The following is a 12,720-nucleotide window of genomic DNA, read 5'->3' on the forward strand; positions in this document are numbered from 1 at the left end:
GTGGGTCGTCAACTTCTGCTTGGAAAACGACATCGATACGATCATCTACGGTCGAAACAAAGGGCAGAAAGATGAAATCAATTTGGGTGCAAAAACGAATCAGGAGTTCGTGCAAATTCCGCACTACAAGCTGTTTTGACGAATTGAGCAGCTTTGTTTAATTTTCGGGATTCGATTAGTCGAAACTGAAGAATCATATACGTCTAAAGCCTCGTTTTTTGATAATGACTTCTTGCCTACGTTCGTCGAAAAACCTGAAGGGTGGAAGGAATCAGGAAAACGAATTCTTAGAGGTCTGTACCGAACTGCTCAAGGATGGCTCATCAATGCAGACTGTAATGGAGCCTGCAACATCATGAGAAAGGTAAGCACAAAGCTCAATATCGAGTTGAGTGGAGTGTGTAGAGGGGCTGTGGCAGCCCCTTCTAAGGTCAAGTTAGGGCAGATTGGCTTTGCTCTAGCCTAACTCAGAGAAGCCTCGCTGTTCCACGGCGGGGAGTGTCACGTCGTAATCAGTGGGAATCACCTATCGTTGTGGCGGATGAGTGCGGACGTTCGACCGTATGCCAGAATGGGTGGGAGATTACTTAAGTTGACATCCCCATCGTCGCTACGGCGGGGAATTCCGCGCATCTTGTTAAGAAAAACCCTGTTAGCCGACAACGGTTGTTATTTACCCACAGGAGAATCGGCCTCATTTATGACTGTTGCAGTACCGGCAATTAAGGAACTCGAACGACTCCACCAGCAGGCGCGCCGCTGGCAAGAACTTTCTCCTCGAGAGCGCATCCCCTATTTGCAGCGCATGAAACACCTTGCTCGCCACCATGCCCAAAGGTGGGTAGAACTGGCCTGCCAGATCAAGGGGATTGACCGCGACTGGGTCGGCGAGGAGTGGACGACTGGACCGCTGGGGTTGATTCTCAAGCTAGACCACTATATCTATGCGCTGCGCCATAACGGTGTGCCGCCGGTGCCCCGCTGGCAAACCACCCCAACCGGACAGCGGGTGGCTCACATTCTGCCCCGCAATTGGCAAGAACGACTGCTGTGGTTTGGGGTCAGCGCTCAGGTGTGGTTACAGCCAGATCAGCCGGCTACCCAAGGCTCTGCCTACCGCAATCCGCCACCGCCGGGCGTTGCCGTGGTTTTAGGGGCAGGGAATATTACATCCCTGTGCTTGGCCGATGCCCTCTACCAACTCTTGGCAGCCAATCGGGTTGCGCTGCTAAAAATGAATCCGCTGCTGGATCCCTTAACAGACTGTTTTCGGCAAGTTTGTGCCCCACTCATTGAAGCGGGCTTTTTAGAGATTGTTACCGGGGATGGCACAGTAGGTGAGCAGCTTTGTCACCATCCCCTGACGCAGCATATTCACATCACCGGTTCCCACCATACCTATAACCGTCTGGTTTGGGGGGGGGCAATCCCAGATTCTCAGCAGCCACGCCTAACCACACCTGTGACTGCAGAGCTGGGAAATGTGACTCCCCTAATGATTGTTCCCGGGGACTGGTCAGCCGCAGAGCTGGACTACCAAGCGCGGCAGGTGGCGAGTGCTCTGGTTCATAATGCTAGCTTTAACTGCATCGCCGCCCAAATTGTTGTCACTTCTCGGGAATGGCCACAGCGGCTAGCCTTTTTGAGTGCCCTGAAGCAGCACTTGCAGGCTATCCCGCCACGCCCGGCCTACTATCCGGGGGCGATCGCCCGCTACGAGTCCTTTTTAGCGGAGTATCCCCAAGCTACAGTGCTCTCCCCCAAGCAGCCAGGCACGATTCCTTGGACCTTGATTGAAGGGCTAGACCCCACAGCTAACCCACGCATTTTTCAAGAAGAAGTCTTCTGCGGGCTACTGGCAGAGGTACAACTGCCGAGTAGGAATGCCCGCGACTTCTTAGCGATGGCGGTGCCCTTTGTCAATGAGCAGCTTTGGGGGACGCTGGGGTGCACTGTGATTATTGATCCGCGCACGGAGGCGCAGGAAGCAGATGCCTTTAACCAAGCGATTGCTCAACTGCGCTATGGTTCTATTGCGATCAATGCGTGGGTCTCCCTTGGGAATGGTTTGGGGTGTACCCCTTGGGGTGCGTTTCCCGGCCATACGCCTGCCGACATTGGTTCTGGGGTGGGGGTGGTTCACAACAGCTTTTTGTTTGATTACCCTGAAAAAGCTGTCATCCGCGCTCCTTTTCGGTTACCTGTAACCCCACCGTGGTTCTATGGTCACCGTAGGCTACCCGAACTGGCACAGGCAGTCATGGATATTTATACCAGTGGTAATCCCCTGAGCTGGTTCATGGTATGTTATTTCGCTTTAGGAAGCGTACATTAAGCCCCTGAGCGATCGCCCTGTCAGTCTATGGGCGTTGCACAATATCAGTATGATGCTTGGTCGGCCAGTGTATCTCAAGCGTTTAAGCCTGCGCCATTTTCGTAACTACCCTGAGCAAACGGTCTCCTTTACCGCGGCTAAAACGATTTTGCTGGGGGACAATGCCCAAGGGAAGTCCAACCTGCTGGAAGCGGTGGAATGGCTGGCCACCTTGCAGTCCCACCGTACCCCCCGCGATCGCGATTTGATTCAGCATGGCCACACCACTGCCCAGATGACGGCAGAGGTGGAACGGCAGGGGATTCCCCTTGAGTTAACGGGGGTGCTACGGCAGGGGGGAGGACGCAGCCTGCGGGTCAATGGCTGTACGGTGCGGCGCACCCTTGATTTTTTAGGCCAGTTGAATGTGGTGGAGTTTTCCTGTTTAGACCTCGACCTTGTGCGGGGAACCCCAGCGGTGCGGCGCTCATGGCTGGATCGCATTCTTGTGCAACTTGAACCGGTCTATAGTCAACTGCTCCAGAGCTATCAAAAAACTCTGCGGCAGCGCAATGCTCTGCTCAAGCAGGGCACAGGAATAGATGAAGGGTTATGGCAGGCTTGGAACCAGCAGCTTGCCGTCACAGGAACGCGGATGATGCGCCGTCGCCAGCGACTCATTGAGCGCTTAGCTCCCTTGGCTAGCCACTGGCATCAGGTCTTAAGTGGCGATCGCGAGGTGCTCACCCTTAGCTACCACAGCCATGTGCCCATTGCTGACCCCAGTCCCGAAGCAATGTTGGTCAGGTTTATGGAGCGTTTGGCAGAGCGCCGCTCGTTGGAACTCATCCACAAAACCACGCTGGTGGGCCCCCACCGTGATGATGTGGGGTTTGACCTCAACCATCAGCCAGCTCGTCAGTACGCCTCCCAAGGACAGCAGCGAACCCTAGTATTGGCACTGAAACTGGCGGAGTTAGCTCTTGTGGAAGCTGTGGTTGGGGAGTCCCCCCTGTTGCTGCTGGATGATGTACTGGCAGAGTTAGACCTCTATCGTCAGCAGATTTTGCTAGAGGTGATGGGCGATCGCTACCAGACCCTGATCACCACAACCCACTTGACCCCCTTTGCCACTCCTTGGCGCTCCGATGCCCAGGTGCTTAAGGTGGCGGGGGGGCAGATTGCAGCCGTTGCTGGCACTGCTGTTGAAACCAGTAGCTAATTTGCGCGATCTCTAGCTCGGCGACGGTGACATTGGCGCTGGCGGCAATGATTCGCAGTTGCTTCAGGGCACTGATGAGAATCTGACCATACCACGTCATAAAACCCGCTTGTCGTTCTTCTTCTGCTTGCAGACGGGGATCTTTGGCAATGCAGTCATATATCTGTGCCTCGGTGAGGTCGTCTAGGGGGCGATCGCCCACCGCTGCCTTGAGATAACGTAGGGTATAAACCGCAACCCGGATGGCAAACCGATCCGCTGCGGGGAGCAGCAGTTGATCAATCCCTTGGCACTCGCTCACACTGAGGAGACTATCCGGATCTATCATGGGTTGGCGGCTAAAAAGGCTTGCAGGCGATCGCCCACGGTGGAGCGCAGGCTGGGATGGCACACCACCAACGGCTGCCAGTGCTGCACATCGGCTCGATTATAGCGGGGAACTTCGCCATTGGCATAGGTAAAGGCACCGCCCGCCTCCTGCATAATTAAATCCGGGGCAGCCAAGTCCCAATCTTTGGGGGCACTGCGACCGGTAAGGTTCACATAAAGATCGGCTTGTCCTTGACAAATAGTCGCGGTTTTGCAGCCCATGCTACCCATGGGAATTTGCTGAACCCGGCCAAGGGTGCTTAAAAAGGCTCGTAGGCGATCGCCCCCATGGGAGCGGCTTATCACCACCCGCAACGGTTCCTGTGAAGCAGGGGGAGCAACCGTCAAGCGAGTACAGCCATGGCGGGTTTCCCGATAGGTGCCCGCGCCAGTAATCGCCGTAAAAAGAACCTCCTGCTCCGGCCACACCACCGCCGCCACACAGGGGCGCTGCTCATGCACCAAGGCAACGTGGATTGCATACTCCCCCGTCTGCTGCAGAAAGTCGTAGGTGCCATCGAGGGGGTCAATGATCCACTGGTAGGGCTGGGGCAGCGGCTGCCCGGGCTGGTAGGTCTCCTCCGTGAGGTAGCCAAACATCGTCTCTGGAAAATCGCGCTGGAGAGCGTGGCGCAAAAAAGCATCGATGGTTTGATCGGCAATCGTGACCGGGTCGCCCCCCTTATCGGCAACCGCCAAATCCTGCACATGGCGGTAAAACTGACGCAACTGCTCTAGGGCTTGCCAGAGCACGGGGCGCAGTGTGGCTAAAACACGATGAAAATCAAGAGACTCAGACACTCAAGCCGCCTCAACGGATAGACCACGGGGAATGGCCGCAATTAGGGTGCGGGTATAGGGGTGCTGTGGCTGGGCATAGATCGCTTCTGCCTCGCCCATTTCCACAATTTCGCCATTGTACATAACCATGAGGCGATCGCTCATAAACTTGACCACATTCAGATCGTGGGAAATAAACAGATAGGTCAGCCCCAATTCCTGCTGCAGCTCCTTGAGTAGGTTGAGCACCTGCGCTTGCACCGACACATCCAACGCCGACACCGACTCATCACAGACAATAAACTCAGGGTTCAGAGCAAGGGCACGGGCAATACAAATGCGCTGCCGCTGCCCACCGGAAAATTCGTGGGGATAGCGCCGCTGTGCTGCTGGGTCAATGCCTACCCGTGCCAGTAAGGTAGCGACCCGTTCTTGGCGCTGTTGTTTCGAGGGTGGCCGTCTGTGAATCGCCATCGGTTCAGCCACCAGTGCCCCAATGGTCATGCGTGGGTCGAGGGAGCTATAGGGGTCTTGAAAAATGAGTTGCATTCGCTGCCGTAGCGGGCGCAGTTGTCGAGGCCGCAGGTGCGTAATGTTGCGATCGCCAAACCAAATCTGCCCTTGGCTGGCGGGTACCAGACGCAGCAGGGCGCGCCCTAAGGTGGTTTTGCCACAGCCGGATTCCCCAACTAAGCCGAGGGTTTCTCCCCGGTGAATCGTAAACGACACATCCCGCAGCGCCTTGACGTATTGTTGCTTACCCTGCCCAGGATACTGCACCCAAAGATGCTCCACCCGCACCAAGGGAGGCTGAGCCGCCAATTGAGCTAAACGCGCCTGCTGCGCCGCGGCGGAGACAAGGGCTAAGGGGGGTGGAGTCTGGTTCATAAAATCGGCCACCGTGGGCAAGAACACCAAGCGTTGTTCCAAGCGAGGGCGGCAGGCCAACAGTCCCTTGGTGTAGGGATGGTTAGGATGCTGGAACACGTCCCTCACCGTACCCGCTTCCACAATTTGGCCACGGTACATCACCACCACCTGATCCGCCAGATCCGCAACCAAGTTGAGATCGTGGGTCACAAAGATCAAAGACAGGTGATACTGCTGCTGTAATTGTCGCAACAGTTGCAAAATTGCTGCCTGTACCGTCACATCCAACGCCGTGGTGGGTTCATCGGCAATGAGCAGGGCTGGTTCTGCGGCGATCGCCATCGCAATCATCACCCGCTGGATCTGCCCTCCCGAGAGTTGATGGGGATACCGTTGCAAAAAGCGGTGCCGTTGATCTAGCGGGTCTTCAGGCTTAAGCAACTGCACCTGTTCAAAGAGGGCGATCGCCCGTTGCTGTACCTGCTGGCGGGGGAGTCGCTGCTGCGGATCAATGGCCTCTGCCAATTGAAAGCCAATAGTGTAAACCGGATTGAGGGAACTCATGGGTTCCTGGAACACCATACTGATCCGGCGCCCCCGGATCTGTTGCATTTGTCGTTCTGAGCACGCCAAAAGATCGATCGCCGCTCCCTCTGGCTCCGGCTGAAACCAAGCACACCCCTGCGTCACCCGACCGGGGGGCAACAGTAACCGCAGCAGAGCCATACAGGTTACCGACTTTCCCGATCCCGACTCCCCGACAATGCCAAGGGTTTGCCCACGCCCTAGGGAAAACGACACCCCATCCACTGCCCGCACCGATTGCCCGACCTGCGGAAAATCAACGGTTAACTTGTCAACCTGTAAAAGTGGTGCAGACATTACGCAGACAAGATTCAAGATTAAGGAGTACAGCCAATTCCAGATAATCCTAGAATAGATGGGGTTTCCACATACGTCTATGGAACTTGCCTTTTTGGGGGTAGGGTTCCTGCTGGGGATAGGAGTCTGGCTCTGGCAGCGAACTCATCTACAGCGGCAGCTAGAAGCGATCCTTGCGCAATACAGTGTCCATCCCCTCAGGTCGTCCCTTCCTCAGCGGGTGCAAACGGCGCTGGCCCAGCAGGCGATCGCCCAGCAACATTGCCTCAGTCAAATAGAGCAGTGTCAAGCCATCCTTGATGCGGCTCCCGTCGCCTATCTCGAAGTGGATGCTGCCAACCGTATTGTTTGCTGTAATCAACAGGCGCGTTCCCTCTTTGGACTCAGCACCCCCCACGGACGGCTGTTGCTAGAGCTAGTGCGCTCCTACGAGCTGGACTGCTTGATTGAAGAGGTACGGGAGCAAAATGCCATCACCGAGAAAGAATGGCTGTACGGATTTTTAACCCCAACAGGGCAAGCCCGACGCAAACCCCTGCGGGGGCGGGGAATTCCCATTGCGGAGGCACATGTTGGGATTTTTCTGGAGGATCGCGAGGAGGTGACCCGCCTGCGGGATGAGCGCGATCGCTGGGCAACGGATGTCGCCCATGAACTCAAAACCCCCCTCACCTCCCTGCGCTTGGTGGCCGAAACCCTGCAACAGCGAGTTCCAGAGCCACTGCGAGATTGGGTCGATCGCCTCCTCGACGAAATTATTCGCCTCAGTTTACTAGTGCAGGAGTTGCTCGATCTCAACCGTCTTGCCCATACCCCCCTCAGTGAGATTGAGCGCCACTCCCTTGATCTGGTGCAAGTGATACATACTGCTTGGCAATCCCTTGCGCCCCTTGCCCAACATAAACAGATTGACCACACCTACACCGGCCCCGCCCAGCTCCCCTACTATGGCAACGAGGCACAACTGTTGCGGCTATTGGTCAACCTTTACGATAACAGCATCAAGTACTGTGGCCGTGGCGACCATGTGATGACGCGGCTGCTCCAAGCTAGCAGCGAAAGTCACTACCTATGCTTGGAAATTATTGATACTGGCAATGGGTTTCCCAGCAAGGATTTACCCTACATCTTCGATCGCTTCTACCGCGGCCAGTCACGGCGACATCGCCTAGTTCAACCGGCCACCGGCGATGTGACAACCGTTGCCCCTATTGGCAGTGGCAGTGGCTTGGGGCTGGCCATTGCCCGCCAAATTGTCGAGTGCCATGGCGGCTACATACAAGCAGCCAATCATCCTGAGTACGGTGGGGCGTGGCTACGAATTTATTTACCCATCACTAGTGAGGCTGGCACTGCCGCCCTCTAGGGTTTTTGCTACCCAGCGATTGCGCCCAGCAGCTTTTGCCTCGTACAGGCACTGATCCGCAAGCGCTAGTAGATCTGTCGGCGACAGCCCAGATTGGGGGATCGTTGTGGCAATGCCAAAACTGGCCGTCAGTGATGATCCAGCTGTACTTTTCTCATGGTGAATGGCGAGGTCACGCAGCGCAGCCTGGACCTTTTTGACGATACAGATGGCACCCTCGAGATCGGTATTGGGCAAGAGCAAAACAAATTCTTCACCCCCATAGCGGGCAACCATATCCCCTGCGCGCTGCAGATGCTTTTCCAATAAGCGCGCCACCTGTTTAAGAACCTCATCCCCCTGCAGGTGGCCGTAGAAATCGTTATAGGCCTTAAAGCAGTCAATATCGATCATGATGAGGCTCAACGGCTGCTGCTCGCGCTGGCAGCGCCGCCACTCTTTGGGAAACAGATCATCAAAGCAGCGGCGATTGCCAATATCTGTGAGGCCATCGAGATAGATCATCTGCTGGAGGTTGGTGTTGCTGACTTCCAACGACTGATACATTTCTGCCTGCTGTAAAGCGACAGCTAACGGCTCAGCAATGCGCTGCAACAAAAACAATTCTTCCCGCTGCCAGAGGCGCGGTGCGCGACAATGATGGGCAATCAGCAACCCCCAAAGGGTTTTACCACAGAGGAGGGGCACAGCCAAGTTCGCCTGAATGTTGAGGCTGGTGAGCAGGTCGCGGTAGCAATCGGTCAGTTGGGCTTGCTGCACATTACTGATGGTTACGGTGCGGCCTTCTAAAAAGCGCTGGGCAGTCTCCCTAGTAAAACAGGGATCATGGATGACTTGCCCCACAATTGAATACTCAGGCAGGGCGGTAGCTTCCACGTCGATCACACCACTGCCATCAGCTAAAAAGCGGTAAATGAGGACACGATCGCTCAGGAGCAATTGCTGAATACTGGTGACGGCTCGCTGCAAAATATCTGCCAAGTTAATCGTTTGGCGGATATCTTGAATAATAGTGCTGACAATCAGCTCGCGTTCTAAGGCTGTTTTGAGGCGCTCTTCCGTACGCTTTTGCTCTGAGACATCCAGCAACACACCGTGAAAGGTGCGACTCTCTGGGTGAAACTGTCCGCGATCGTTGAGCCAGCGCAAGCAGCCATCGCGGTGCTGAATGCGATAGGTGGTGTTGTAGGAGCGCTGTTGAGCCATGGCCTGTTCAATCTCGCGCTCGGCCATAACCCGATCCTCTGGGGGAATCAAGGTCTGAAATGAGGGTAAATCTTGGGGGAAATAACCGGTGAGTTGATAAATATGATCGCTGACGTAGCTAAAACGCCAAAGGTTGTTGTCACTTCGACAATACAGAGCGACGGGCAAGTAGCTCATCAGGGTGTTGTAGCGCTGTTCACTTTCAGTAATAGCCGCTGTAATGGCTTGCTGCTGAGACAGTTGCCAGCGCAGCTCTGCCGTAGCTTTATTCAGCTCTTGCGTCAGAACCTGAATCAAACTCTCGGCTTCTGCAATGTCAATGGCAGCGAGAATATTACTCTGGGTAACAATCCCCACCATTGCCCCTTGCTCATCCACAACCACCACGCGGCGGATGTGGTGTTCCTTGAGCAGATGATTCACCTGCCAAAGATTCTGATACGGCTGTACCGTCAACACCGGCTGGGACATTGCCGTGGCCACCGTTCCCTCTAGCTTGCCGCCTAGGCGACACAGAACCTCAAAAATATCCTTTTCGGTAATAATGCCACGGGGGTGGCCATTGACAGGTTCAGGAATCACCAGACTTGTAATCCCCCGCTCAGCCATGAGTGTGGCTGCCTCCTTCAGGGAGGCCTCAGCGCTAATGGTAGCCACCTCTTTGACCATGACATCAGCAACTGGCTTAATTCGCAGCAAGTCAATGGGGCGCAAACTATTGCGGAAGGCTTGGCGGGTCAGCATCCCCTCCACACGGCCACTGTTATTGACAATAGGCAGTGCATCTACGCCCAGATGGCGAAACTTTCCCAAAACGGTCAAAGGGTGATCGAGATCACTGAGGTGGAGGCAATAGTCTTGAGGCAGCATAAGGGTTGCTGCCGTGATGCGTTCTAGATCAGTGCCTTCTCCTACAGCACGTACCACTTGCCGCTGGGTAATCAAGCCGCAAAACTGACCCTGCTCTTCGACCACTAATCCTCGTCCTTGATTGCTGCTCAATCCTGCAATAATTTCAGCCAAGGAACCCGTAGGGGCAATAGTGACGCCATGTGGCTGAACTAATGTTTGCAAACTTAGGGTTGGATTCAATCGTTCCATGCGCTATAGTCTAAGCACTAATTCTAGTGTCCCACTTAACTTAGACTTAATCAATTTCAATAATAAATTTATTAAGATTCATGACTTTCTTTAACGATTTGCACAGCTTTCTTGAGCAGCGTCTGGAGGACGTTATTCGTGCTAATCCGCAACTTGAACTCAACCTCCTGCTCATGGAGCTAGACGATCAAGAGCGACAAACCCAAGACCTTTACCTGAAGTTGCAGCAAGAGGTGCACGAATGCGAGCAGCAAATTCTCAATCTGGTTAGCGAGATTCGTCGCTGGCGCGATCGCATTCAAACCGCAACGGCCGCTCATCGGCCTGACTTAGTGAAGGTTGCTCAGCAGCGGGAAGCCCAACTACGGCAACGGGGGCAAGAGCTTTGGACCCAGCGCCTCAATGCCCTCAACCAACTGCCGGCGACTGAACAACTGCTCGCTAAGATTCGCGATCGCCGCCAAGAATTGCAGCGTCGGGTACCTCGTGCTAGCACACCGCCTCCCTCCCCGCCACCGTTTACTGGCTCCAACTCGCCGAGTGATCCCCTAGAGGCAGAATTCCATCGCTTAGAACTCCAAACAGCCCTTGAGGAATTGAAGCGTTCGATGGGACTCTAGCTGCTGTCCATAGAGTCGAGACCGTGCTGATCGGTCTCAAGTACACTTAAGGTCAACCATTGATGACGGCAAATACTGGCTAGGCTCTATAAGTATTTTAGATACCTTACCCCCCTAGAATTACGAAAACGATACGGACACAGGGGTAAATGCAGCGACCAAGACAAGAGTTTTCCCCTAGTATCTAAATTGGAGCGCATACGCTCCCTGCCTTTTCCACAACACGAGAGGACAACATTCATGGCAACCTATAAAGTAACGCTCGTCCGTCCTGACGGTGAAACAACCATTGATGTGCCTGAGGACGAGTACATTTTAGATGTCGCTGAAGAGCAAGGCTTAGATCTACCGTTCTCCTGTCGTGCAGGAGCCTGCTCGACCTGTGCTGGCAAACTGTTGGAAGGGGAAGTGGATCAATCCGATCAATCGTTCCTTGATGACGATCAAATTGAAAAAGGGTTTGTGCTCACCTGTGTTGCTTACCCGCGTTCGGACTGCAAAATCCTCACCCACCAAGAGGAAGAACTCTACTAAAAACCCTTGAAACGATAACGGTGATTGGGGTGGTCGAGGCGATCGCCCCTTTTGCTTGCAAAAGAGCGTAGTACGATCAGTGCGCCCGCGAGCTTGAGCTGAGGTTGTAAGATAATGGTAGTATCCCCACCTACCTATGTTTTCTGATATTCCCCCCACCAGCGACCTCGTTATTCGTCCCCTTGCTTACCGCGATATTGATGTGGTTGAGCAATGGCTGAGTCAGCAGGGTGTTCATGAGCAGCCGTTTGGTAAACACACTCTGCTACCCCAGTCGATGACGGCACCGCTACAGCGTTTGCAGTGGCTCACGGGTACAGCCAAGCAACGTATTTACGTTGCCGAGCGTGGCGACAAGCTATTGGGGGTGGCGCAGGTGGCGCCCTTTAATGAAAACCGCACCACATGGCAAGTACAGCAGTTGGCGGCGACAGAGTTTACAGAAGTGGGCACCCAGCTTCTGCGGCATTGCTTTAGTAGCATTCTGGAAGCCCGCACATGGATGCTAGAAATTAACATTGAGCATCAGGATGCCTTGGCACTCTACCGTCACAATGGCTTTCAGCCCCTTGCGCAATTAACCTATTGGCAAATTTCTAGCACGCAGCTGGCGCAGCTTGCCCAGCAAACTCCCAGCTTGCCCAACCTGCTGAAGGTGACCAATGCGGATGCACCACTGTTGTACCAACTGGATACGGCATCAATGCCTGCCTTGGTGCGACAAGTCTTTGATCGCCATAGCCGAGATTTCAGGATCAGTCTGACGGACTGGCTTCAGGATAGTTTTGCTAGTTGGATCGCCCAAGCTCACGCTAGCCGTGCCTACGTTTTTGAGCCTCAACGGAAAGCGGCGATCGCCGCCTATACCTTGTATGCCTGCCAAGATGGTCGATCGCCCCATTGGCTGGAGTTGACGGTGCACCCTGCCTATACGTGGCTCTATCCAGAGCTATTGGCGCATCTTGCCCGCGTGCTGCAACCCTACGCCCCTGCCCCCCTCGTACTGGTTTCAACGGATTACCAACCTGAGCGCGAAGCCTATCTTGAACAGTGCGCAGACCCGATTCGCCACAGCTTAATGATGTCCCGCTCTGTGTGGCATAAGGTGCGCGAGGTACGCTCGACTCTCCCGGAAGGCTTAACCCTCTCGGAAGTGCTGCAAGGGTTACAAACCCAGCACCGTCCTCAGCCCGGACGCATGAGCACCAAGGAAGGGATGCAGGTCTATTATCAAGAACCCGATCAAGGTAACGGGTGACACTCCCCGCCGTAGAACGGCGAGGCTTCTCTAAGTTAGGCTAGAGCAAAACCAATCTGCCCTAACTTGACCTTAGAAGGGGCTGCCACAGCCCCTCTACACACTCCACTCAACTCGATATTGAGCTTTGTGCTTACCTTTCTCATGATATTGCAGGCTCCATTACAGTCTGCATTGAGAGCCATCCTTGAAGATCGG

The 12,720-nt window shown here is 54.6% G+C and carries 11 protein-coding genes; 7 read left to right on the forward strand and 4 right to left on the reverse strand.

Translation table 11 applies throughout. The features are described from left to right. Window positions 1–232: 232 nt before the first annotated feature. The 3 genes from L5220_RS13900 (at window position 233) to recF (ending at window position 3,536) form a co-directional block, all read left to right on the forward strand. On the forward strand, window positions 233–466 hold the full coding sequence (locus L5220_RS13900) for a hypothetical protein (protein ID WP_499574234.1): 234 nt from the start codon (window positions 233–235) through the stop codon (window positions 464–466). A 234-nt stretch (window positions 467–700) separates the two neighbouring features. After that, the gene (locus tag L5220_RS13905) at window positions 701–2,335 is read left to right on the forward strand and encodes an aldehyde dehydrogenase family protein (protein ID WP_448526891.1); all 1,635 of its coding nucleotides are present in this window, start codon (window positions 701–703) and stop codon (window positions 2,333–2,335) included. A gap of 67 nt (window positions 2,336–2,402) precedes the next feature. Further along, window positions 2,403–3,536, forward strand: coding sequence for a DNA replication/repair protein RecF (gene recF, locus L5220_RS13910; RefSeq protein ID WP_499574244.1), 1,134 nt, complete (start codon window positions 2,403–2,405; stop codon window positions 3,534–3,536). Here recF and L5220_RS13915 read toward each other — a convergent pair. From L5220_RS13915 to L5220_RS13925, 3 genes are read right to left on the reverse strand one after another with little or no spacing between them, the layout of a single operon-like run. Then, window positions 3,475–3,927: an NDH complex assembly factor CRR9 gene (locus L5220_RS13915; protein ID WP_499574236.1), complete on the reverse strand. Its 453-nt coding sequence runs from the start codon at window positions 3,925–3,927 to the stop codon at window positions 3,475–3,477. The two genes, recF and L5220_RS13915, sit on opposite strands and share 62 nt — an antisense overlap. Next, window positions 3,861–4,706, reverse strand: coding sequence for a 3'(2'),5'-bisphosphate nucleotidase CysQ family protein (locus L5220_RS13920; RefSeq protein ID WP_448526893.1), 846 nt, complete (start codon window positions 4,704–4,706; stop codon window positions 3,861–3,863). The genes L5220_RS13915 and L5220_RS13920 overlap by 67 nt, the downstream gene beginning before the upstream one ends. Continuing rightward, on the reverse strand, window positions 4,707–6,437 hold the full coding sequence (locus tag L5220_RS13925; protein WP_499574238.1) for an ABC transporter ATP-binding protein: 1,731 nt from the start codon (window positions 6,435–6,437) through the stop codon (window positions 4,707–4,709). Window positions 6,438–6,516: 79 nt separating this feature from the next. On the opposite strand from L5220_RS13925, the gene L5220_RS13930 reads away from it, so the two are divergent. Next, entirely contained in the window at window positions 6,517–7,803 is a 1,287-nt protein-coding gene (locus L5220_RS13930) for an ATP-binding protein (protein ID WP_499574239.1), read from the forward strand. Here the strand turns inward: L5220_RS13930 and sesA are convergent. Continuing rightward, on the reverse strand, window positions 7,765–10,110 hold the full coding sequence (gene sesA / locus L5220_RS13935; protein WP_499574241.1) for a diguanylate cyclase SesA: 2,346 nt from the start codon (window positions 10,108–10,110) through the stop codon (window positions 7,765–7,767). The two genes, L5220_RS13930 and sesA, sit on opposite strands and share 39 nt — an antisense overlap. 80 nt (window positions 10,111–10,190) lie before the next feature. On the opposite strand from sesA, the gene L5220_RS13940 reads away from it, so the two are divergent. The 3 genes from L5220_RS13940 to L5220_RS13950 all read left to right on the forward strand — a co-directional run bounded on the left by L5220_RS13940 (window position 10,191) and on the right by L5220_RS13950 (window position 12,522). After that, window positions 10,191–10,730 carry a TIGR04376 family protein gene (locus L5220_RS13940; RefSeq protein ID WP_499574243.1) on the forward strand — a complete coding sequence of 180 codons (540 nt, stop codon included), beginning with the start codon at window positions 10,191–10,193 and terminating at the stop codon, window positions 10,728–10,730. 240 nt (window positions 10,731–10,970) lie between these two features. Further along, a complete protein-coding gene (gene petF1, locus L5220_RS13945) occupies window positions 10,971–11,264 on the forward strand; it encodes a ferredoxin PetF1 (protein WP_099798129.1) in 294 nt (97 codons plus the stop codon). A gap of 136 nt (window positions 11,265–11,400) precedes the next feature. After that, the gene (locus L5220_RS13950; protein WP_448526706.1) at window positions 11,401–12,522 is read left to right on the forward strand and encodes a GNAT family N-acetyltransferase; all 1,122 of its coding nucleotides are present in this window, start codon (window positions 11,401–11,403) and stop codon (window positions 12,520–12,522) included. The last annotated feature ends 198 nt before the right edge of the window (window positions 12,523–12,720 follow it).

This window comes from Synechococcus sp. PCC 6716 (genome assembly GCF_022570815.1).
In the GTDB taxonomy this organism is placed as follows: Bacteria; Cyanobacteriota; Cyanobacteriia; order Thermosynechococcales; family Thermosynechococcaceae; genus Thermosynechococcus; species Thermosynechococcus lividus.